Here is a 22,762-nt window from a genome sequence, read left to right on the forward strand (position 1 = left end):
GAAACGCCGCAATGAAAACTTCCGATCTCGAAGGCGCCACGCTCGACTACTGGGTCGCGCGCGGGCTGCACGACTTTATCCGCGAAATCTACTTCACCGACAGCGGAGAGACGCTCTCCATTCGCGGCACTGACCGCGGCAAGGCATGGGACGGGCGATTCCTTCCATCGACGTCATGGGAGGCGGCTTCCGTCGTACTGGAGCGCGCCTGCCGGCTGGAGATGAGCGATCACGGGCGTGGCGAGGTGCAATGCACGGTGACGTTCGGCGCGCAGGGCCAGCCGGTGCAAGGGCGCGGGCCGTCGCTGCGCATCGCGCTGCTGCGCGCGTTCGTGCAGCATTCTTTCGGCGATACTGTCGAGGATGTTTATCTGCGGCATCCGCAGACTTTGCTTGGTACGCGGGCTGAATCGATCTCGGAGCAGACCGCCGTTAGCACGGCGGGGGATGTTCCTGTTCCTGAAGGGCGGATCGGGGATGTGCGGTCGGCGCCGCGGCCTTGAGCTTTCTTGATGTTCGGGTGCGGCGGGGAGGTTGTCCCGTGGCGGACTATTGATGCGTCCGTCGCCGGCGAGGCACTTGATTGAGGTGGCGCTTTGGCGTCTCTGCCCGATCCCATGCAACGAAGCAGCATCTACACCGCCCATAGCATCCGTGGGCGGCGGACGCGTCGCCTCGTGGCGCAGCCGGGCTTGGCGCGGAAATCTCCCAGTCTGACGGCGCGAGTGCGGAACAGCGCGTCGCGCTGCCATCCGGCGCAAGGCTCGATCACGCGCCAATATCTGGGCCCCAAAACAAAAAGGGCCTTCCATCTGGAAGGCCCTTCGAAAAATGGCGCGGCTGGCAGGATTCGAACCCACGACCCCTTGGTTCGTAGCCAAGTACTCTATCCAACTGAGCTACAGCCGCACGCAAAACGGTACTGCTATATTACTTCAATGCGCTTTTGGTTAAGCGCTCGATGCCTTCGCTCGAAACGAAAACACCGGAATGAGTGGCGCGGCTGGCAGGATTCGAACCCACGACCCCTTGGTTCGTAGCCAAGTACTCTATCCAACTGAGCTACAGCCGCACGCAGAAGCGGAATTATAGCGAAGCCGTTTTCAAAAAGGAAGCGTTTTCGACCGGAAAATCGCTGCTGCCTCTTCATTCAAACGCTGTCCTTCCAGCCTCCGGACGAGCCTCACCGCGCCCGCTTCTTGCGACGTGGTAAGTTGATGGTCTGAATCCAACTGCGGCACCCTGAAACCGGTTTGCACGATGAACAAGGCATTTGTCAAAGAATCCGACGAGAGCGACGACGACCTCGAACTCAACCAGCCCGATGTCCCGGCCGGCTCGAAGAACTACATCACGCCAGCAGGCCATGAGAGGCTGCGAAGCGAGTTGCTGCGACTTCTCGACAACGACCGTCCCGAAGTGGTCAAGCTCGTGTCCTGGGCGGCGTCCAACGGCGATCGCTCGGAGAACGGCGACTACATCTACGGCAAGCGGCGTCTGCGAGAAATCGACCGGCGTATCCGCTTTCTGACCAAGCGGCTCGATCTTGCCGAAGTCGTGGATGCGCGCAAGCAGGAGAACGTCGATCAGGTGTTTTTCGGCGCGACAGTCGATTACGCGGGCGACGACGGCATCGTGCAGACCGTGACGATCGTCGGTATCGACGAGGTCGATCTCGATCGCGGCCACGTCAGCTGGATCTCGCCGGTCGCGCGTGCACTGCTGAAGGCGAAGATCGGCGATACGGTGCCGCTGCACACGCCGGCGGGCGTTCAGCAGATCGACATCCTCGACGTGCGTTACCCGCGCTGATCACCCGGAGAAGGGCGCAGGACGAAAAAAAGCCGCTCCGAAGAGCGGCTTTTTCACAACTGTGCTGCGGATACGGCTTAGAAGCGGTGACGGACGCCAACCGTTGCCGAAACCTGGTTCGACGACGACGACATACCGACGCCGTTGATCGTCGCGCCCAGATCCGAACCGTCGAGGCCGGTCACGTGCTGGTATTCGCCCTGCAGGTACACGTCGGTACGCTTCGACAGCGCGTATGCCGTTTGCAGGTCGACTTGATGCCACTTCGGTGCGATACCGTTGATGCGGCTGTTCGTGTACGTGTAGTTCGCAGCCAGCGACATAGCCGGCGTCAGGTTGTAACGGCCGTTGACTTCGTAGTTCGTGAAGCGAACGTGACCGTTCGTCAGCTGGAAGGCGCCTGCGCCTTGCGTGCCGCCGTTGGTGATGCTGGTTGCGTTGTCCAGCATCGTCTGCGTGAACACGAAGCCGACCGTCGCCGGGCCGAACGCGTAGTTGATGCCGCCGCCGAAGATGCGCTGACGGCCAGCCACGAACGGCGTGTTGTCGCCGGTGACTGCGCCAGCGGCGTTCGCCGAGCCGACGTTGTTCAGTTGCATGTACGCGCCAGCGATGTTCAACGGACCGTAGTTGTACGACACGCCTGCGCTGTAAGCGCGGTTATCCGCGAAACCGCCTGCTTCGTTCGAGAAGCCGTACATCGCGCCGAACTTGAAGCCAGCGTAGTTCGCGCTCGTGTACTTGACCGAGTTGTTGACGCGGAACGTGTTGTCCAGGTTGTCGTTGTCGAACGGGTGGGCGAACTGCGTGCCGCCGTATTGCGTGCCCGTCAGAGCCAGAGGCCCGAGGAAGTCGACCACGGAGTCATACTGACGGCCGAGGGTCACGGCGCCGAACTGGTTGCTCGACAGACCGACGAATGCCTGACGGCCGAACTCACGACCACCTTGGCCGTTCGTGCCGTTCATGATGTTGAAGCCGTTTTCCAACGTGAAGATCGCCTTCAGGCCGCCACCGAGGTCTTCCGAACCACGCAGGCCCCAACGGCTGCCGTTGACCGAGCCGCTCGTCGCCTTCCAGTTGCTGTGGCCAGGGCCGCCGACCGTCGTCACCTGGTTGTTCGTGTAGGTGATGCCCGCATCGATCAGGCCGTACAGCGTGACGCTGCTTTGCGCATGGGCGGCGGTAGCGAAGACGCCCGACAGGGCAGCGACCATGAGAGTCTTTTTCATCTTTGTAACTCCGAGAGCAGATTGGGCCTAAGGGTCCCAGGCTTTGAGGAAACCTCCGTGCGACGCGCTGCGAGAGGCGCTGTCGGGGAGCAATGCGTCCGAAGGTGCGACACATTTGTTTCCGGACCAGACGAAGTGTAAAGACGGCGTTACAGATGGGGCGTTCCACTTTCCGCAATAAATCATTCTCCGATCAGCAATGATCGAATCGCGCCTGTTTTCCCTTTATTCACAATGGGTTATCGGCGAATAAAGTCGTAAAGACCACGGTGTCAACAGAACGACGTTGCGGAAGTGCTACATGAAACTAAGGCGTCGGCAATGGGAAACGGCCGAAGTGTTGATTGTTGAGCTTAAAGAAACAGACGTTTGTGCGTTCCGAACGTAATGCTCGATGGGGTTATCGCTATACTGCGGTTTCTGCTTTCCGAAGCAGACTTTTTCGTTGACGGAAAAGATCTCCAAACTTTGTCAGCGCGACTTCCCGGTCGCGCTTTTTTTTTCGCCAGTGCGCCCGAGCGTCAAGCCGGGCGGGGCGTAGGCGGGCAGCGGCCTTTAGCGAACAGGCCGCGTAAGAGGTGGCTTGCCTTAAAGTCCGCGTGATATCGTTACCTATCTTTCGAGGTAAGCGGCAAGTTCTGCCAAAAATCTTCCGAGACGCGGGGAGTTATTTGCAAGCAGAATTTGCTTCACTGGTGAGAATCGCAAGAGGCGGGAGAAATGGGCTAATGAAGTTACTGAGCGCTTCAGGTCCGATTAAGCAATTTCGTGATTAAAGCACGGAGAAGATCGGACGCCGAATTAATCCGAGATGCGTTTAAAAGAAGATGAGCGGTTCTGCGAATCCGATAATAAAAAATCGTCGTCGTTATTAAGAAAAAACAATGGACGATAAACCCCGGCGAACGTTCAATTTTTTATTAACGGAAAGCGGCGCTGAATCCAAAGACGTTCGCGCAGGGAACCACTACAGCCGCGCCTGGCTTGGTGGGCGCGGCGTCCTGCGGGCTAGCCAGCGTGGCTGAGGAAGGCGCGGCGGCGGCGTTGGGTCAAGTTCGCGGGAATGCCGCGCGCCATATATCACACCGAAATTGACGACAAAAAAGATTCGATGCGACGCTAACGTTTTTCTACAATCGGGTTATCCGAATTGCCCGTCATTCGAATTTTGGTTCAATGAAGTTGAATCCCGAAAGTCGCGTTCGCCTGCGTCGTAAATCGGTGTAACTACCAATCAATAAAAAATCATATCCGCCGACACCGCATTTTTACCGACGCCAACGCGCTCCAGCCCGCCGCCGCGTGCAAAACACTGTACGTTAGAATGCACGATCTGATCGCCCTCATGATCGCCATCTTCCCCTGACCCGCCGTCCCACGATGCGCCCCGATTTCTTGCCTGAATCCGCACTGCCCGCCGACCCCGTCGTCTTCGTCGATCTCGAAACGACTGGCGGCACCTTCGGCGTCGACCGCATCACCGAAATCGGTATCGTCGAGGCGGGGCCGCAAGGCGTGTCGCAATGGACGACCCTCGTCAATCCCGGCAGGCCGATTCCCGCGTTCGTCCGCCAGTTGACCGGCATCCACGATTCAATGGTCCGCGACGCACCCACGTTCGAGCAACTCGCTTCGGACCTGATGGAGCGGATGAGCGGGCGGCTCTTCGTCGCGCATAACGCGCACTTCGATCACGGATTCCTGAAGGGCGATTTCAGGCGTATCGGCATGCGCTTCTCGCCCGACGTGCTCTGTACCGTGCAGCTTTCCCGCGCGATCTATCCGCAGGAAGCGCGGCATGGCCTCGATGCGCTCGTCGAACGTCATGCGCTGTTGCCTTCGGCGCGGCATCGCGCGCTCGCGGACGCCGATCTGCTCTGGCAGTTCTGGCAGCATCTCCATGGCGCGCATCCGTCCGACGTGCTGCGCGCGCATATGGAGCGCGTCACGCGCCGGTTCCAGCTTGCCGCGCATATCGACGAAGACACAATCGAGTGCATCCCGGCGGGCTGCGGCGTTTATACGTTCTATGGCGACGACGATCTGCCGCTCTATGTCGGCCGAAGCGTGCGATTGCGTCAGCGGGTGCGCTCACACCTGACGGGCCCGCGCCGGTCGGCGAAGGATATGCGGCTTGCCGCGCTCGTGCGGCGTGTCGAATGGAAGGCGACCGGCGGCGAAATCGGCGCGATGCTTGCCGAAGCGCACATGGTCGCGACGCTGCGTCCGTCGCTGAATCGCGTGTCGAAGTCACGAGCCGGCGATGCGCGCGGTGCGCCGTGGCTGCATGCCGGGGCGATCGGCATCGAGGAGCGCGACGCGTCGACGGGTGAACCCGCGTGGCATGTCGTCGACAACTGGCAGTATCTCGGGACGGCTGGCACGTTGGCCGAAGCGCGGACGTTATGCACGTCCGCCAAGCCCAATGCGTTCGATCTGGCGACTTATCGGATTCTCGCCGAGCGCCTTTCGCGGGGGCTGGCGATCACGCCGCTCGCGCTGGATGCGCTCGTCAGCGCGACGTGACGCGACGTAACCCGGTTGGACGCGCCGGATTCAACCCACGGCGCCCACACCGCCGCCCGCGCAAACATGCGACAGGGCGCGCGAAAGCGGCGCGTTCATCGACGATTCATAGCGCGTCAGATGCTTCCAGCGCGCGACGCTGTCGGCGAGGCGAAGCGGGCAGTCGTCGGCATGACGGATCGGCTCGACGCGCGCCAGTGCGCTCAACAGCGAGCGCGTGAGCTGGTCCAGTTTTGGCCGTGTGTCCCTGGCGAGATCGGGCGGCGTGCCTTCGGGAGCGGCCCGCAGCGCGCGCCAGTTGGCGAAGAGGGCGTTCTGCACGTCCTTGCTGGCGTCGATCTGATCGCGGAAGAACTGTTGCGCGAATTCCGGGTCCACTTCCGCCGCGCGTGCCCGCTGTTCGACCTGTTTCAATAACGCGGCCTCGCGGGGTTCGTCGGTGATCGGCTCGTGGTTCGCCCATTTCCAGCGCGCGACCGGTTCGGCCAAAGCGAGCCGTTGCGAAACCAGTGCGATGAGATTGGTGAACGCGGTGTCGTCGCCGTCGGCGTGGGCCGGGCTGGCGAGGGCGAGGAACAGCGCCGAAGCGGCGGTAATCGCGTGGAGCGGGCGGAGAAGGGAAGGTCGGCGCATCGGTCGTGGGCGGAAGCTGACGAAAGCGCCAGCATAGCGCAGCGACTTCAGCCGGCGGGACGGATGCGCGCCGGGCAGCGATGCTCGACGATGTTCGAGCGCGCGCGACGCCCCTCGGCGTCGAGCCAAATGCGGACTGCGTAGTCCGGGTGCGCCTTGCGCGCGGGCGTCGCGATCACGTCGACGACGGAGCGATAAGACTCGCCGCCCTTAGTTCGACGACGCCATCTTGCGCTGTTCGTCGAAGAACGCGCGCACATGCGCCGGCAGCTCGGTCGCGAGAAACTCGACGGCCACCGGCTCCGGGTCCGGGGAATACACTTTGTCGGGCGTCGGGATCTTCGTCGGTTTGGCGTCCATGGTTCTCTCCTCGGGTGACATCAACTGTTGCGTTGCTACGGATGCGGCTTTCGCGCGATCGCATCCTTACTAATCCAATACCACTTCCTTCTCTTTATGCGTTATCGGATCGTCGCGGCCTGACTTGAGCGGCGCGTTGGATCCGGCACGATCGTTCTTGAGTCCTTCGGTAATTTGCGCTTGATGCTTGATCGAAGGACCGGCGTGTTCCAGCAAAAACTTCGCATTGCCTAATGGATGTGAGCGCTCGCGAAGCGGCGTGGCGTCTGGGTGCGCGGCCGACGCGCCTATCACACGCTTTCGACTTTAGCCGCTCCCCTATAGGTATAACGATACCGGGAAACCATCGTTGCCGCCTCATGCTGCGGAGCGGAAAATGGGTCGCCGTTGTATGAAACCGCACATAAGAAGCGAATTAGCGAGCGCGGTTGAGCAGATGCGAAACGAAACCGCAAGAAGGGCGCAATCGACGCTCCATTCGACCAGGCGCAGTGTGCGCTGCGAGCTCGTCGCCGACGACACAACGACAGCCCAAAGCAAAAACCCGCGTCACTTGCGTGAACGCGGGTTTTTGTTTGATGCTGAATCTTGATGGTGCCGGAAAGAGGAATCGAACCCCCGACCTTCGCATTACGAATGCGCTGCTCTACCGTCTGAGCTATTCCGGCATCAGAGAAACAAGATTATAGCGAGCACTTTCTCGTTTTGACAATACCCTGAATCAATTTTTCTTTTCGAGATGGTAGGCAGTGACGCGCTCCACCTCGTTCTTCGAGCCGAGGAAGACCGGCACGCGCTGATGCAGGCTCGTCGGAACGATATCGAGGATGCGCTGTTCGCCGTTAGTCGCCGCGCCGCCGGCCTGCTCGACGATGAACGCCATCGGATTCGCTTCGTACATCAGGCGCAGCTTGCCGGGCTTCGACGGGTCGCGGCGATCCGCCGGATACATGAAGATGCCGCCGCGAGTCAGGATGCGGTGCACGTCCGCCACCATCGACGCAATCCAGCGCATGTTGAAATCCGTGCCGCGCGGGCCGTCCTTGCCCTCGTTCAACTCACCTACGTAACGCTGCACCGGCTCGTACCAGTGGCGGACGTTGGAGGCATTGATGGCGTACTCATTGGTGTCGGCCGGCACCTGCATGTCGCGCTGCGTCAGCACCCACGAGCCGAGTTCGCGGTCGAGCGTGAAGCAGTTCACGCCGTTGCCCGTGGTCAGCACGAGCACCGTTTGCGGGCCGTACACCGCGTAGCCCGCGGCCACCTGCGCCGAGCCAGGCTGCATGAACGCCGCTTCGGTCGGATCGGCGCCGTCGGGGCAGCGCAACACCGAGAAGATCGTGCCGATCGACACGTTGACGTCGATGTTGGATGAGCCATCGAGCGGATCGAAGGTCAGCAGGTAATTGCCCTTCGGATAGCGGTTGGGAATCGGGAAGATTTTTTCCATCTCTTCCGATGCCATCGCGGCCAGATTCCCGCCCCATTCGTTGGCTTCGAGCAGAATTTCGTTCGACAGCACGTCGAGCTTCTTCTGCACTTCGCCCTGAACGTTCTCGCTGCCTGCCGAGCCGAGCGCGTCGCCGAGAGCGCCTTTGCTCACCTGATAGCCAATTTGCTTGCAAGCCCGCGCGACGACTTCGATCAACAGGCGCAGGTCGGCCGGCAGGTTTTGATGTTCACGCTGCTGCTCGATCAGATACTTGGTCAGCGTGGTACGGCTGGAGATGGAGGACATGCGAAGCTCCGTGAGCGTTTAGACGAATGTTCACGATTCTAACCGCTCGATTCGGTCATTCTTTATGACAGTGCCCGCTGATGCCCGCCATAAGCGAGAACGGCCGCCGCGCGAATCGTCGCGCGGCGGCCGTCAGGGCTGTGGAACGCGCTCAGGACGCGAGCGCTTTCTCCACGACTTCCCGCACGTCGCGCGACTTCACCTTCGACGCCACTTCGGTCAACGCCGCGTGCATCTTCTCGCGAAGCTGCGGCGTGAAGCGTCGCCACATCTCGAGTCCGCGCGCCAGACGGGCGGCGACCTGCGGATTCAACGCATCGAGCGCGATCACCTGTTCGGCCCAGAACGCGTAGCCGGAACCGTCGACGGCATGGAACTGCGCGGGATTGCCGCTGCAGAAGCTGAAGATGAGCGAGCGGGCGCGATTCGGGTTCTTGATGTTGAACGCCGGATGCTGCATGAGATTGCGCACGATATCGATCACCTTGCGATCCGCGCCGCCGCGTTGCGTCGCCTGAAGGGCGAACCACTTGTCGATGACGAGCGGCTCCTTCTCGAAGCGGCGATAGAAGTCCTCGAGCGCGGCATCGGCGGCACTTGCGCTCGCGCCCGCCGTCGCGCTCGCGAGCAACAGCGCCGACAGGGCCGCCGAGCGATCGGTCATGTTGTTGGCGTCGTCGTACTGCTTTTGCGCGAGCTGAACGGCGTCACGCGGATCGTCGAGCTGGCTCAGATACGCGAGGGCGAGGTTCTTCAGGCCGCGCTTGCCGGCATCCTCCGGCGTCGGACGATATTCCCCCGGCGTGCGGTTCGCCTCGTAGAGCGCGAGCCACTTGTCGCGCAACCGCGACGCCAGTTGCCGGCTCATGAACACGCGCGCCGCGTGGACGGCGGCCGGATCTGACACGCTCATCTGCTCGGCGAGATAGCTCTCGGACGGCAGCATCAGCGCGAGTTCGCGGAAAGCGGGCGTGAGTGTGGTGTCGTCGAGCACGCGGGCGAACGCGGCGATCGTTTCATCGTCGATGGCAAGCGCCTCGCCCTTTGAAGCCCGCGCGGCCAACGCGAGCAACTCGCGCGTCGCGAGCCGCTGGCCGGCTTCCCAGCGGTTGAACGGATCGCTGTCGTTGGCGAGCAGGAACGCGAGCTGTTCGTTCGTGTAATCGAAATCGACGATGACCGGCGCGGAGAAATTGCGCAGCAGCGACGGCAGCGGCGGTTCATCGACATCGACGAACGTGAACGATTGCTCGCGCTCGGTGAATTCGAGCACGCACGTCGTGCCGCCCGGCTGTTGCTCGCCTTCGAGGCGCAGCGGCAAGTCCGCGCCGTTCGAGCCGATCAGACCGACCGAGAACGGAATCAGGAGCGGCCCTTTCTGCGTGGCGCGCGCCGCCTCCGACGTCTCGCCGTAACCCTGCGCGAGCGTCAGCGTGTAACGCTTGGCCGCGGCGTCGTAGGATGCGCGCACCGTCACGCGCGGCGTGCCGGCCTGGCTGTACCAGCGCTCGTACTGCGCGAGGTCGCGCTTGTTGGCATCGGCCATGGCGCGGCGGAAATCGTCGCAGGTGACGGCCTGGCCGTCGTGGCGCTGGAAATAAAGGTCCATGCCGCGCCGGAAGCCGTCGCGGCCAAACAGCGTCTGATACATCCGCACGACTTCCGAGCCTTTTTCGTAGACGGTCATCGTGTAGAAGTTGTTGATCTCGACATAGCTTTCCGGGCGAACCGGATGCGCCATCGGGCCGGCGTCCTCGGCGAACTGCATCTGCCGCAGCACGCGCACGTCTTCAATGCGCTTCGTCGCGCGAGCGGCGGCGCTGGCCGCGCCTTCGGCATCGCCGGCGGCCATGTCGGCGGAAAATTCCTGATCGCGGAACACGGTCAGGCCTTCCTTCAGGCTCAACTGAAACCAGTCGCGGCAGGTCACGCGGTTGCCCGTCCAGTTATGGAAATATTCGTGGCCGACGACCGCCTCGATGTTCGAGAAGTCGATGTCGGTGGCCGTTTCCGGATTCGCCAGCACGTACTTCGTGTTGAAGATGTTGAGGCCCTTGTTCTCCATCGCGCCCATGTTGAAGTCGCTCACCGCGACGATCATGAAGCGGTCGAGATCCAGTTCCAGCCCGAAACGCTTTTCGTCCCAGCGGATCGAGTGGATCAGCGAATCCATTGCGTGACGCGTCTTGTCGAGATCCTGCGGCTCGACCCAGACCTGCAGCAGCTTTTCCTTGCCCGAACTGGACTTGATGCGTTCTTCGATGCACACGAGCTTGCCCGCCACCAGCGCGAACAGGTAGCTGGGCTTCTTGAACGGGTCTTCCCATGTGGCGAAGTGACGGCCATCGGGTAGATCGCCTTCTTCGAGCAGATTGCCGTTCGACAGCAGCACCGGATACGCCGCCTTGTCGGCGCGCAGCGTGACGGTGTACGTCGACATCACGTCCGGGCGGTCCAGGAAATAGGTGATGCGCCGAAAGCCTTCCGCCTCGCACTGAGTGAAGAAGTTGCCGCTCGACACATAGAGCCCGGACAAGGTCGTGTTCTCAGCCGGATTGCAGATGCTTTCGATGCTCAGCTCGAACGCGTCGCCGGGAATATCGCCGATCGACAGGCCGTTTTCAGTCACATGAGCGTCGGCGTGGGGCTTGCCATCGATCGATGCGCTCACGAATTCGAGCTGTTCGCCCATCAGTTCGAGGCGGGGCGCGGCGCTCGCGGCGTCCGGATTGCGACGCAGGCGCATGGTGTTCTTCACGACCGTGCGGGATGGCACGAGATCGAACTCGAGCGCGACCGAATCGATCAGAAACGCGGGCGGCGTGTAGTCCTCGCGGCGGATAACAGCGGATGCGGTCGGTGCGGTGTTGGACATGGCAAGATCGTGTAGGTGGAATGGCGGCGCGGTCGCATGGGCGTGCCGGGAAGCGGGAAGACAGGCACGAATGCGGGCGAGGCGGGTCGAACCATTGTACAAAACGGCCGGGCGTCGTGAGTCGGATGCGAGCCGGCAAGTGCGGCAACTGCTATCTATAACTGAGAAGGGCATTCGACGAAGTGAGGAAGACCATGAATCTCTCGATGTTTCCCAGCACGCTTGTGCGCGCCGTCTGCGTGCTGGGCGCGTTGTGGCTCGCCGGTTGCACGAGCTACGTCCAGACTCGCGTGACCGCCTTCTCGGACTGGTCCGGCAGCGACGCGAATCGCACCTACGCGTTCGCGCGCACGCCGGAGCAGCAGAACAGCATCGAACAGGCGAGCTACGAAGTGCTCGTTGCGAACGAACTGGCGAGATACGCGTTCAAGCAGGTTCCGGAAGCGAGCGCGCACTACGAGGTGGCGCTCGCGTATTCGGTTCGCGGCGATCTGCTGACCGTGCGCCAGCCCGTCTATTACGATCCCTGGCCGATGTACGGCTATTACGGCCGCCCGTTCTGGGGTCCGTGGGGCGGCATGGGACCCTACGGCCCGTGGGGCCCGACCGGCTACGTCGATCAGAGCTATCCGGTCTTCATCCACGCGCTGCAGGTTCGCATGACGGATCGCACGACGGGCCGCGAGGTCTACAAGGTGAGTGCGGTCAATTCGACCGGCGACGCGTCGCTGTTCCACGCGATGCCGTTTCTGGTCCGCAGCGCGCTCGCGGATTTCCCGCTCGGCAACGGCACGGTGCGCACGGTGACGCTGCCGGTCGATCAGAGCGGCGGCGTCGGCAACGAGACGGCGGCATCGGCCGGACCGAACGCGGGCGGCGGTGCGGCGAAAGGGGTCGAGTGACAGGCTGCGAGCCTTGTCGGAACGGGCGTTCGCAGACTTCGCTGACCGCCCGCATCCATGCAGCACGGGCCGATTAGCGATATATTCGCGGTCATGACAAAACCGTGTCCGCCCGACCCCAAAACCGTCCCGAAGCCCGCCACGTGGGACGCGCGGCTCGCCCGCGTGCTCGTCACGCCGCTCGTCGGCACGCCTGTTACGCCGAATCATCTGACGACGCTGCGCCTGGCCATCGGCCTCGCGGGCGCTTATTACCTTTCCCTCGGCGATTTCTGGCTCTGCACGCTCGGCGCATTGCTGATCGCGCTGTCGAATTTCGTCGATCACACCGATGGCGAGCTCGCGCGCATCAGTGGTCAGTCGAGTAAAATCGGGCACTTTTACGACCTCGCGTCCGACGCGTTCATCACCGTGCTGCTGTTCCTCGGCATCGGGTTTTACGTGGCGGAGCATCATCCGTCGATGGCCGCGGCGGCGCAGTGGCTCGGCGGCGTCGCCGGCGTTGCGGTCGCGATCATTTTCTTCCTGCGCATGCGCATCGAGTCGATGGTCGGCAAGTCCGGCACCAAGCAGGCTTCGATGGGCGGTTTCGAAACCGAAGACGTGCTGTACCTGCTGCCGGTCGTGACGATCCTGAACGGCATGACGCCGTTTCTGATCGCCGCATGCATCGGCGCGCCGCTCTTCGCGGTGTATGTCGCGGTGGACTACCGGCGCGTCGTACGGCGTGTGCAGTCGAATACGAAAGGCGCAGCGGCCAAGGACGGCAACGATTTTCAGGCGGTGAGATGAGCGATACGGCAACCCCGGTCAGCAACCTGCATCACGAGCGGCATCCGGCGGACGCCGGCCGTCCCACGCGGGACGAAATCGACGCCACGCTCCACGCGCGTCTCGCGGCGCTGCCCGCGCCGAAGCTCCACGCGGATTACGAGAAACAAGGCTCCTTTCTTTATCTCGACGACTTCCTGCCGCGCGAATACACCGAACGCCTGATCGCCGCCGTGCACGACGTGACGCCGGCTGTGAACCGCAACTATCTGCCGGGCCACAAGGCGGGCGGCAGCGTGAGCCGTCACACGCTCGACAGGCTCGCGCCGTTCATCGCGGACCTGTACCGGTCCGAGGCGCTGATCAAGTGGCTCGAAGCCATCAGCGGCGACAAGCTGCAGCTTTCGCCCGAAGACGATCCCCACGCCTACGCGCTGTACTTCTATACGCGTCCGGGCGACCACATCGGCTGGCATTACGACACCTCGTACTACAAGGGCCGCCGCTATACGATGCTGCTCGGCGTGATCGACGATTCCTCCTGCCGGCTCGATTACGAACTGCACACGCGCACGCCGAACGCGACGCCGGAGCCGGGCTCGGTGCAGTATCCGCCGGGCGCGCTCGTGTTCTTCGATGGCGACAAGCTGCGCCACCGCGTGACGCCGCTTCGCGAGAACGAAATGCGCGTGTCGCTCACGTTCGAATACGTGACGAATCCGAACATGCGGCCGTTTCAGCGCTTCATCTCGAACATGAAGGACTCGATCGCGTACTTCGGCTTCAGCCAGGTCTTTCGCCGCAAGGGCGGCAAGAACGGACAGGCATGAGCCGCGCGGGCACGTTCATGCTGTCGGTCGGCGTGGTGTTGTTCATCGCGCTGCTCGGCTGGCAAGGTTTCGGCTCGGTCGCATCGACGCTCGCCGCAGCGGGCTGGGGTCTCGTCGCGGTCGCGGCGTTTCACTTCGTGCCGCTCATCGTCGACAGCGCGGCCATCAGCGTGCTCTTTTCCCACAGGCAACGCGATGTCTCCCTGCGCGATGCGCTGCTCGCGCGCTGGGCCGGCGAATCGGTCAATAGCCTGATGCCCGCGGGCCAGATCGGCGGGCCGATGCTGATGGTCCGCCATCTCTCGCAGCGTGGCATGCGCGCGCGTGACGCCGCCGCCGTCATTACCGTCAGCACGACGATGCAGACCGTGGGGCAACTGATCTTCGCGCTCGTCGGCGTCGTGCTGCTCACGGATTACGCGGCGGGCGGATCGTCGGCGGTCGTATCGATCGCGGTGCTCGCGGTCGTCGGCGTGATCGGCGCGATGATCTTCGGCTTCTATCTCGCGCAGCGGCGCGGTCTGTTCGGCCGCGCGATGCGCTTCGTCTCCGGCATCGCCGCGCGCTTCTCGAAGAAGCGCGACTGGTCGTCGCTCGTGACGCGCGCCGAAGCCGTCGATACCGCCGTCCACGAGCTGTATCGCGAGCGCGGCAAGGTCGCGGCGAGCTTCGCCCTGAGCCTCTTCGGATGGATCGTCGGGACGGGGGAAGTGTGGCTCGCGCTCAATGTGCTCGGCCATCCCGTTGGACTGACCGAAGCGCTGCTGCTCGAAAGTCTCGGCCAGGCGATCCGCGGCGCGGCCTTCATGATTCCCGGCTCGCTCGGCGTGCAGGAGGGCGGTTATCTGCTGCTCGCTCGCCTCGTCGGCCTGCCGCCGGAAGCAGCGCTCGCGCTGTCGCTCGCCAAGCGCGCGCGGGAACTGCTGCTGGGCGTGCCGGGCATCGTCTATCTGCATTTCGTTGAGAAAGGCTGGCAGCGCCGCCGTCTTGCGCGCGTGCCGGAAATCGACTGACTACCCCTGGAAGGGAAACAACACCATGCGCGCAATCATTCTTGCGGCCGGGATGGGCTCGCGTCTCGCCCAGCCCGACGGCGAGCAAAAGCCAAAGTGTCTGCTGCGCTTCAAGGACAGCACCGGCGACGGTTCGGGCGATGCATCGCTGCTCGAACGCCATCTGCATTTTCTGAAGAACGCGGGCGTCGACGAGATCGTCTTCGTGACGGGCTACAAGCACGAGCAGATCGATGCGGAACTCGCGGCCATCGACTGGAAGCCGCAGACCGAAACGATGGTCAACGGCGAATTCACGCTCGGCAGCGTGCTGTCCGTCCACACCGCGCGCGACGCGATGACGCGCGGCGGCGACGTGCTGCTGATGGACGCCGACGTGCTCTACGACGAGCGCATCATCGACCCGCTGGTGGCGGGCGGCTCCGTGAACCGTCTGTTGATCGACCGCGACTTCGAAGTCGGCGATGAGCCGGTGAAACTGTGCGTCGAAAACGGCGTGCCGGTCGAACTGCGCAAGCAGGTGGCGGCGGGCTTGAAGTACGACACCATCGGCGAATCGGTCGGCTTCTTTCGCTTCGATGAAAAGACGGCCGCGCGTCTTGCCGATATCGTCGCGGATTACGTGCAGACCGGCCGCGCGAAGATGCCGCATGAAGAAGCGGTGCGCGACCTTCTGCTGGAGCAGCGCCATGTGTTCGATATCGCCGATGTGACCGGCGCACCGTGGATCGAAATCGACTTTCCGAACGACGTGAAGCGCGCGGCCGATGAAGTCCTGCCGCAGCTCAACCCGCTGCGCCAGTTCGCAGGCTAAAAAGACAAGAGGAGCAATTCGACAATGAACGCACCACGCACTATCCCCGTTGGCTATTCGCGCACGCTGCGCCTGCGCGAGATGCTCACGAGCAACCGCCTCGAGTTCCTGATGGAAGCGCACAACGGCATCTCGGCGCGCATCGCGAAGGAAGCGGGCTTCAAGGCCATCTGGGGCTCGGGACTTTCGATTTCCGCGCAGTTCGGCGTGCGCGACAACAACGAGGCGAGCTGGACGCAGGTCGTCGACAACCTCGAATTCATGGCCGACGCGAGCGATCTCCCGATCTTGCTCGACGGCGACACCGGCTACGGCAACTTCAACAACGTGCGGCGTCTGGTGAAGAAGCTGGAGCAGCGCGGCGTCGCGGGCGTGTGTATCGAAGACAAGCAGTTCCCGAAGACCAACAGCTTCATCAACGGCGAAGCGCAGCCGCTCGCCGATATGGACGAATTCTGCGGCAAGATCAAGGCCGGCAAGGATTCGCAGAGCGATCCCAACTTTTCGATCGTCGCGCGCGTGGAAGCGCTGATCGCGGGGTGGGGCATGGAAGAGGCGTTGAAGCGCGCGGAAGCCTACCGTCAGGCGGGGGCGGACGCGATCCTCATTCACAGCAAGCTTTCGAAGCCCGATGAAATCCTGACCTTCGCACGCGAATGGGCGGGGCGCGGTCCGCTCGTCATCGTGCCGACGAAGTACTACAGCACGCCGACCGACGTGTTCCGTCAGGCGGGCATCAGCACCGTGATCTGGGCGAACCATTTGATTCGCGGCGCGGTGTCGGCTATGCAGGCCATCGCGAAGGAAATCCACGACAGCGAGACGCTCGTCAACGTGGAAGACCGCATCGCATCGGTGAACGAAATCTTCCGACTGCAGGACGCGGACGAATATTCCGCCGCCGAGAACATCTATCTGACGGCGGCGAACGAAAAGCGCAGCGCGGTCGTGCTGGCCGCGAGCCGCGGCGCGGGCCTCGAAGCGGTGACGGCGGATCGTCCCAAGGTGATGCTGCCGGTCGCGGGCAAGCCGCTGCTGCGCCATCTTGCGGAAGCATTCAAGAAGGAAGGCATCAACGACATCACCGTGGTGGGCGGATATCGCGCGGACGCGATCGACACGTCGGGCATCCGCCTCGTCGTCAACGAGAAGCACGAGTCCACGGGTGAACTCGCGTCGCTCGCGTGCGCGGCGAAGCACATCGCCGGCGATACGGTCATCTCCTACGGCGATCTGCTGTTCCGCAGCTACATCCTGCGCGATCTGGTCGAGTCGGAAAGCGACTTCTGCGTCGTCGTCGATTCGTCGCAGACGCCGCAGGCAGGCGCATCGGCGAGCGCAACGGACTTTGCCTATTGCTCGACCGCCGACGACCGCGCGCTGTTCGGCCACAAGGTGTGGCTCGAAAGCGTGGTCGGCGCGGGCCAGGCGTTGAATGGCGGCCGTGCGCCGCAAGGCCGCTGGATGGGTCTGATCTACGTCCGGGCGGCGGCGCGTGAGCGTTTCACCGCGACACTCGCGCAGCTTCAGCAACGCGCCGACTTCGACACGCTCGACATGGCCGCGCTCCTCAACGCGCTGATCGCGGCGGGCGAAAAGGTGGAAGTGCAGTACGTGCACGGTCACTGGCGCGGCGTCAACGATCTGGACGATTTCCGCCGCGCAGGCGATTTCGCACACGGCCAGACGCCGATCGGTTCGGAAGGAACGGAGAACGCGCGTGATTGAAGCAGCCGAGTTCGTCGAAGCGGCGCGCGCGCATGGCTTCGACTGGTATGCGGGCGTGCCGTGCTCGTTTCTCACGCCGTTCATCAATTACGTGCTGCAGGACGAATCGCTGCACTACGTGTCGGCGGCGAATGAAGGCGATGCCGTCGCGTTGATCGCGGGTGTCGCGCTGGGCGCGGCTCAGGGAGAAGGAAAGGGCGCGGTCAGGCGTCGCGGCATCGCGATGATGCAGAACTCCGGCCTCGGCAACGCGGTGAGTCCGCTGACGTCGCTCACGTGGACGTTCCGCCTGCCGCAGCTTCTGATCGTCACGTGGCGCGGCCAGCCAGGCGTCGCGGACGAGCCGCAGCACGCGCTGATGGGTCCAATCACGCCGCAGATGCTCGACACGATGGAGATTCCGTGGGAGCTGTTTCCGACGCAGAGCGATGCGATCGGTCCGGCGCTCGAGCGCGCGACCGAGTACATGGACCGCACGGGCCGTCCGTACGCGCTCGTGATGCAGAAGGGCAGCGTCGCGCCTTATAAGTTGAAGCGGACCGGCTTGTCCGGCGTGCGCGCTGCCGGCGAGCGGGCTTCGGTGGCCCGCTTCGACGGCGAGCGCGTGTCGCGCCATGATGCACTCGAACGCGTGATCGCGAGAACGCCGAAGGAATCCACCGTCGTGCTCGCATCGACGGGCTTCTGCGGCCGCGAACTCTACGCGATCGACGACCGCGAGAACCAGCTCTATCTCGTCGGCTCGATGGGTTGCGTGACGCCGATGGCGCTCGGGCTTGCGCTGTCGCGCCCGGACCTCACCGTGGTCGCGCTCGACGGCGACGGCGCCGCGCTGATGCGCATGGGCGCATTCGCGACGCTCGGCGCCTACGGCCCGTCGAACCTGCTGCATCTGCTGCTCGACAACGGCGCGCACGAATCGACCGGCGGACAGGCGACCGTCTCGCGCGGCGTCGATTTCGCGTCGATCGCGTCGGCGTGCGGCTACGCGATCGCGCTCGATGGCGACGACATCGGCGTGATCGATCGCCTCTTCGCCGCCGACGCACCCGAAGGCGCGCGCTTTGCCCGGCTGTCGATCGGCACCGGCACGCCCGCCGACCTGCCGCGCCCGAAGATCACGCCCGAGGACGTGCGCGCGCGCCTGCAACGACATATCGGAGAACGCTGATGCTGCTGCTCAATCCTGGCCCCGTCACGCTGACCGAGCGCGTGCGCAACAGCCTTCTGCAAACGGACCTGTGCCACCGCGAGCCCGAGTTCTTCGATCTCCAGGACGAGGCGAGAAAGCGTCTCGTCGCCGCATACGAGCTCGATCCCGCGAAGTGGACGGCCGTGCTGATGACCGGCTCCGGCACGGCCGCCGTCGAATGCATGGTGGCGGGCATCGTGCCGGAAGGCGGGCGTCTGCTCGTCGTCGAGAACGGCGTGTATGGCGACCGCATCGCGCAGATCGCGAAGCAGTACGGCATCGAGCATGAAGTCGTGAAATACGATTGGATGCAGGCGCCCGACATCGACGCGATCGTCGCGATGATCGACGCCCGAGCGTTCACGCACGTCGCGATCATCCACCACGAAACGACGACTGGCCGCCTCAACGCCATCGATGCGCTGTCTCGCGCGTGCGCCACACGCGGGGTGGGGCTGCTCGTCGATGCCGTCAGCAGCTTCGGCGCGGAAGCGATCGACTTCGACGGCGGCGGCATCGTCGCGGTCGCGGCGACGGCGAACAAGTGCCTGCACGGCGTGCCGGGCGCGGCGTTCGTGATCGTCCGGCGCGATGCGCTGGAGAAGGCCGCGCGCCGCACTTATTACCTCGGCATCGCGCGGCTCGCGAAGCTGCAGGACCAGCGCAATACGCCGTTCACGCCGTCGGTGCATGCGTACTATGCGCTCGTCGAAGCACTGCGCGAGTTCGAGGACGAGGGCGGCTGGCGCGCGCGGCATCGGCGTTATGCGGCGCTTGCCGAGCAGGTGCGCGCAGGGCTGGCTGCGCTCGGGATCGACAGTGCGTTGCCGCCGGAGGAATCGTCGGTGGTGTTGCGTGCGTACCGGCTGCCGCAAGGCGTCACATACGAGACGCTGCACGATGTGCTCAAGGCCAAAGGCTTCGTGATCTATGCGGGGCAGGGCGGTTTGTCGAAGAGCCTGTTCCGCATCTCGACGATGGGCGCGCTCGATGCAGCCGACATGGACCGGCTGATCGCGGCGGTCGGCGAACTTCTGCGCTGATCAGGGCTTGCAGAAAATAGCAGTGATGAAAGGCGCGACGTGGTGCACCACCGCGTCGCTGCCCGCCTCGCGCACGCGCTGCTCCACTTCGTCGTCCCCGCCCCACACGACGGCGCCATACGCCGCATCGCCGATGGGTTCGCCCTTGCCTTGCCTGAAGAGCGGATCGTCCTTCTGATATGCCACCAGCGCGTAGACCTTGAAGCCGTAGGCGGTCATCACCGTGCCTTTCACCGGCTTGAACGCGTTGATCGAATTCGGCTCGACGCGCATCGCTTTCTTTTCGAGCAGACCTTCTTTCTGAAGCGGCGCGATGAAGTCATGCGGCGTGGACTTGCAGTCGAGCTGCGATTCGATGGCCGTCGCGTGCGCGAGCGAAGCGGACGCGGTGAACGCGAACGGCACGGCCAGGCGAGAGAGTCGAGCGGCAAGCATCATGGCTTAAGCGACGTGAATGGCATCAGGCACTTTAACGACAACGCAGAAAATCTGCATGAGCCGCGCGATGGAGAAATACCGTCGCGCCGTCGCGAAGCCGTTGTAAAGGCGCGCGTCAGGCCGCCAGTTCCAGCTTCGCCGTGTTGCGCTTGTCGCGCGAATGAACGCGTCTTCCTGCTGCATACGTTTCGAACACCGCGCGATCGTCGCCGAGGAGCGCGAACGCAAACAGCAGTTCCTCGAGCGATTCCACCCGCGCCGTGCGCCGCGCGAGCAGCGGCGTCGCGGCCGGATCGAGCACGACGAAATCCGCTTCGCTGCCCGCCGCGAGCGTGCCGATCCTGTCGTCGAGATCGAGCACGCGCGCCGCGCCCGTCGTCGCGAGCCAGAACATGCGCGTCGCGGTCAGATGATGGCCCGTCAGGCGCGCGACCTTGTGCGCTTCGTTCATCGTTTGCAGCATCGAAAACGACGTGCCGCCGCCGACATCCGTCGCCAGTGCAACCGGCATGTTCGCCGCGCCCGCCTTCTCGAAGTCGAACAAGCCGCTGCCGAGAAAGAGGTTAGATGTCGGGCAATGCGACGCCACCGCGCCGGTTTCCGCCATGCGCTGGCGGTCCGTCTCGTCAAGATGGATGCAATGGCCGTACACCGCGCGCCGCCGCAGAAGGTTGTAATGGTCGTAGATGTCGAGATAGCTGCGATGCCCCGGAAAGAGGCTCTCGACCCACTTGATCTCGTCGGTGTTTTCGGCGACGTGGCTCTGGATGAACACGTCGTTGTGCTTCTGCGCGAGCGCGCCGCACGCTTCGAGCTGCGCCTCCGTCGATGTCGGGGCGAAGCGCGGCGTCAACGCGTAGTGCTGGCGTCCGCGTCCGTGCCAGCGCGCGATCAGTTCGGCGCTATCGTCGTAGCCGGATTGCGCCGTGTCGCGCAGAAATTCGGGGCAGTTGCGATCCATCAGCACCTTGCCCGCGACCATGCGCAGATTGCGTGACTCGCTTTCGGCGAAGAACGCATCGGCGGATTGCTTGTGCACCGTGCAGTAGACGAACGCGGTCGTCGTGCCGCAGGCGAGCAGTTCATCGAGGAAAAAGCTCGCCGTTTCCCTCGCGATCGTCGCGTTCTCGAAGCCGCGTTCGACCGGAAACGTGTACGTGTTGAGCCACGGCAACAAGCCCGATGCCGGCGACGCGATCATGTCCGTCTGCGGATAGTGAATGTGCGAGTCGATGAAGCCCGGCACGATCAGCTTGTCGCGCATCGTGTGGACGGTCGCATCCGGCCTGAGCGTGTCGCGCAGCGACGCATACGCGCCGGCCGCGCTTACCTTGCCGTCCTCGACGATCAAAAGGCCGTCGGCCTCGTACACCGCGCCGTCGGCGGCATGCGCGGGGTCATCGCGAAAGGTCAGCAACTGGGCGCGGTAGGCGGTCTGAGTCATGGTGCAACGTCTCCGGTTTCTAATGATGTCTACAACTGCGAAAGCAGCACAATCGAGAATGCCGCGATGACCCACATCGCCGGCTTGATTTCCCTCGCGCGTCCCGTGGCCGCCTTCAGCACGACGAAAGCGATGAAGCCGTAGGCCACGCCATCCGTGATCGAGTACGTGAGCGGGATCAGGATCATCGCGAGGAAGGCGGGAATGGCTTCATCGAAGCGATGCCATTCGATCTTCGTGATCGCTTCCATCATGAACACGCCGACGAGCACCAGCGCGGGCGCGGTCGCGATCGCCGGAACCAGCGACAGCAGCGGCGACAGAAACAGGAACGGCAGGAAGCACAGGCCGGCGACGACCGCGACGAGCCCCGTTCGGCCGCCCGCGGAAATGCCCGCCGCCGATTCGATGTACGCGTTCGCCGGACTCGTGCCGAGCGGCGCGGAGATGAGCGCGGAGAAGGCGTCGACCGTCATCGACTGGCGGATGTTGCGCGGATTGCCGTTCTCGTCGTAGAGCTTGCCCGCCTCGGAAATCGCCATGAAGGTGGAGAGCGCATCGAAGAAGGACGTGAACAGCATCACGAAGATGAAAGGCCAGTAGACCACTTTCAGCGCGCCGAGCAGGTCCAGTTGCCCGATGCCCGAGAAGTCCGGCGCGGAAATGAGGCCGTTCCAGTTGACGAGCGTTTTGGTGGCGATCGCGGCGGGCCAGTACGCGGTGCCGTCGCCCCACACACGGCCGATCGGAATTGCGATGATCGTCGTGAACACGATGCCGAGCATCAGCGCGCCGGTGACCTTGCGCGCGACGAGAATCGTCGTGACGGCGAGGCCGATGAGGAACGTGATGACGACCGGATTGAGCGATGCCGAATGCACGATGGTGACCGGATCGCCGACGACGAACTTCGCGTTCACCAGCCCGATCAGGCTGATGAAGAGGCCGATGCCGCACGACACCGCATGCCGCAGGTTCGCGGGAATCGCATCGACGACGAGCTTGCGCGCGTTGAAGAGCGCGAGGATCGCGAAGATCACGCCGGCCCAGAACACGCAGCCGAGCGCGGTCTGCCACGGCATCTTGCCGCCGTGGACCATCACGAACGCAAAGAGCGCGTTCATGCCCATGCCGGGCGCGACGAGCACCGGATTGCGCGCATAGAGGCCCATCGCGCAACTGCCGAGAAAACTGACGATGACGGTGGCCGTCAGCGCGGCGGGAAACGGCACGCCGGCCTGCGAAAGGATGCCGGGATTGACGACGATGATGTACATCGCCGTGAGAAAGGTCGTGATGCCCGCGACGACTTCCGTCTTCGTGCGCGATCCCGCCGCGCGGATGCCGAAAAAGCGCTCGAGCGCGGTGGTGTCGCGTTGTGTGGTGACTGTGGTATCCATCTTGTTTC

19 protein-coding genes and 3 tRNA genes are annotated in these 22,762 nt (G+C 63.5%); 11 read left to right on the top strand and 11 right to left on the bottom strand.

The genetic code is table 11. The features are described 5' to 3' along the window. Nucleotides 1-11: 11 nt before the first annotated feature. Nucleotides 12-503: a phage protein NinX family protein gene (locus tag BG57_RS04820; RefSeq protein WP_035960605.1), complete on the top strand. Its 492-nt coding sequence runs from the start codon at nucleotides 12-14 to the stop codon at nucleotides 501-503. Between the two features lie 329 nt (nucleotides 504-832). Here the strand turns inward: BG57_RS04820 and BG57_RS04825 are convergent. Further along, a tRNA-Arg gene (locus BG57_RS04825) sits at nucleotides 833-909 on the bottom strand. An 86-nt stretch (nucleotides 910-995) separates the two neighbouring features. After that, nucleotides 996-1,072 (bottom strand) — tRNA-Arg (locus BG57_RS04830). Between the two features lie 188 nt (nucleotides 1,073-1,260). On the opposite strand from BG57_RS04830, the gene greB reads away from it, so the two are divergent. Then, nucleotides 1,261-1,812 (top strand): transcription elongation factor GreB, encoded by a 552-nt coding sequence (gene greB, locus BG57_RS04835; RefSeq protein ID WP_035960607.1) that lies wholly within the window; start codon nucleotides 1,261-1,263, stop codon nucleotides 1,810-1,812. A 77-nt stretch (nucleotides 1,813-1,889) separates the two neighbouring features. On the opposite strand, the gene BG57_RS04840 is transcribed toward greB, so the two are convergent. Further along, nucleotides 1,890-3,044, bottom strand: a complete 1,155-nt coding sequence (locus tag BG57_RS04840) for a porin (protein WP_035960609.1) — start codon at nucleotides 3,042-3,044, stop codon at nucleotides 1,890-1,892. Between the two features lie 1,380 nt (nucleotides 3,045-4,424). Here BG57_RS04840 and BG57_RS04845 point away from each other — a divergent pair. Continuing rightward, nucleotides 4,425-5,570, top strand: a complete 1,146-nt coding sequence (locus tag BG57_RS04845; protein WP_035960611.1) for an exonuclease domain-containing protein — start codon at nucleotides 4,425-4,427, stop codon at nucleotides 5,568-5,570. Between the two features lie 30 nt (nucleotides 5,571-5,600). Here BG57_RS04845 and BG57_RS04850 read toward each other — a convergent pair whose 3' ends face one another. The 5 genes from BG57_RS04850 to pepN all read right to left on the bottom strand — a co-directional run bounded on the left by BG57_RS04850 (nucleotide 5,601) and on the right by pepN (nucleotide 11,179). Continuing rightward, nucleotides 5,601-6,203, bottom strand: coding sequence for a chorismate mutase (locus BG57_RS04850; RefSeq protein WP_035960613.1), 603 nt, complete (start codon nucleotides 6,201-6,203; stop codon nucleotides 5,601-5,603). Nucleotides 6,204-6,413: 210 nt separating this feature from the next. Then, the gene (locus BG57_RS33300; RefSeq protein WP_035960616.1) at nucleotides 6,414-6,563 is read right to left on the bottom strand and encodes a hypothetical protein; all 150 of its coding nucleotides are present in this window, start codon (nucleotides 6,561-6,563) and stop codon (nucleotides 6,414-6,416) included. Between the two features lie 592 nt (nucleotides 6,564-7,155). Continuing rightward, nucleotides 7,156-7,231, bottom strand: a tRNA-Thr gene (locus tag BG57_RS04860). A 53-nt stretch (nucleotides 7,232-7,284) separates the two neighbouring features. Beyond that, nucleotides 7,285-8,304 (bottom strand): class 1 fructose-bisphosphatase, encoded by a 1,020-nt coding sequence (locus BG57_RS04865; protein ID WP_035960618.1) that lies wholly within the window; start codon nucleotides 8,302-8,304, stop codon nucleotides 7,285-7,287. Nucleotides 8,305-8,455: 151 nt separating this feature from the next. Further along, the gene (pepN, locus tag BG57_RS04870; RefSeq protein ID WP_035960619.1) at nucleotides 8,456-11,179 is read right to left on the bottom strand and encodes an aminopeptidase N; all 2,724 of its coding nucleotides are present in this window, start codon (nucleotides 11,177-11,179) and stop codon (nucleotides 8,456-8,458) included. A gap of 194 nt (nucleotides 11,180-11,373) precedes the next feature. Here pepN and BG57_RS04875 point away from each other — a divergent pair, with 194 nt between their 5' ends. From BG57_RS04875 to BG57_RS04910, 8 genes are all read left to right on the top strand, one after another. Next, nucleotides 11,374-12,081 carry a DUF4136 domain-containing protein gene (locus tag BG57_RS04875; RefSeq protein ID WP_035960620.1) on the top strand — a complete coding sequence of 236 codons (708 nt, stop codon included), beginning with the start codon at nucleotides 11,374-11,376 and terminating at the stop codon, nucleotides 12,079-12,081. Between the two features lie 93 nt (nucleotides 12,082-12,174). Beyond that, nucleotides 12,175-12,873, top strand: a complete 699-nt coding sequence (locus tag BG57_RS04880) for a CDP-alcohol phosphatidyltransferase family protein (RefSeq protein ID WP_035961114.1) — start codon at nucleotides 12,175-12,177, stop codon at nucleotides 12,871-12,873. Beyond that, nucleotides 12,870-13,682, top strand: coding sequence for a HalD/BesD family halogenase (locus tag BG57_RS04885; protein ID WP_035960621.1), 813 nt, complete (start codon nucleotides 12,870-12,872; stop codon nucleotides 13,680-13,682). The genes BG57_RS04880 and BG57_RS04885 overlap by 4 nt, the downstream gene beginning before the upstream one ends. Next, nucleotides 13,679-14,695, top strand: a complete 1,017-nt coding sequence (locus tag BG57_RS04890) for a flippase-like domain-containing protein (RefSeq protein ID WP_035960623.1) — start codon at nucleotides 13,679-13,681, stop codon at nucleotides 14,693-14,695. Before BG57_RS04885 ends, BG57_RS04890 begins: the two co-directional genes overlap by 4 nt. A 25-nt stretch (nucleotides 14,696-14,720) precedes the next feature. Then, the gene (locus tag BG57_RS04895) at nucleotides 14,721-15,509 is read left to right on the top strand and encodes a phosphocholine cytidylyltransferase family protein (RefSeq protein ID WP_035960624.1); all 789 of its coding nucleotides are present in this window, start codon (nucleotides 14,721-14,723) and stop codon (nucleotides 15,507-15,509) included. A 24-nt stretch (nucleotides 15,510-15,533) separates the two neighbouring features. Continuing rightward, complete coding sequence (gene aepX, locus BG57_RS04900) at nucleotides 15,534-17,237, top strand: phosphoenolpyruvate mutase (RefSeq protein WP_035960625.1); 1,704 nt, start codon at nucleotides 15,534-15,536, stop codon at nucleotides 17,235-17,237. After that, entirely contained in the window at nucleotides 17,230-18,408 is a 1,179-nt protein-coding gene (gene aepY / locus BG57_RS04905; RefSeq protein ID WP_035960626.1) for a phosphonopyruvate decarboxylase, read from the top strand. Before aepX ends, aepY begins: the two co-directional genes overlap by 8 nt. Then, nucleotides 18,408-19,472 carry a 2-aminoethylphosphonate aminotransferase gene (locus BG57_RS04910; RefSeq protein ID WP_035960628.1) on the top strand — a complete coding sequence of 355 codons (1,065 nt, stop codon included), beginning with the start codon at nucleotides 18,408-18,410 and terminating at the stop codon, nucleotides 19,470-19,472. The genes aepY and BG57_RS04910 overlap by 1 nt, the downstream gene beginning before the upstream one ends. Here BG57_RS04910 and BG57_RS04915 read toward each other — a convergent pair whose 3' ends face one another. From BG57_RS04915 to BG57_RS04925, 3 genes are all read right to left on the bottom strand, one after another. After that, a complete protein-coding gene (locus BG57_RS04915; protein WP_308743611.1) occupies nucleotides 19,473-19,910 on the bottom strand; it encodes a hypothetical protein in 438 nt (145 codons plus the stop codon). A gap of 115 nt (nucleotides 19,911-20,025) precedes the next feature. After that, entirely contained in the window at nucleotides 20,026-21,354 is a 1,329-nt protein-coding gene (guaD, locus tag BG57_RS04920; protein ID WP_035960629.1) for a guanine deaminase, read from the bottom strand. Between the two features lie 29 nt (nucleotides 21,355-21,383). After that, complete coding sequence (locus tag BG57_RS04925; RefSeq protein WP_035960630.1) at nucleotides 21,384-22,754, bottom strand: NCS2 family permease; 1,371 nt, start codon at nucleotides 22,752-22,754, stop codon at nucleotides 21,384-21,386. Nucleotides 22,755-22,762 lie beyond the last annotated feature (8 nt).

The sequence above is a fragment of the Caballeronia grimmiae genome (assembly GCF_000698555.1).
Classification (GTDB): domain Bacteria; phylum Pseudomonadota; class Gammaproteobacteria; order Burkholderiales; family Burkholderiaceae; genus Caballeronia; species Caballeronia grimmiae.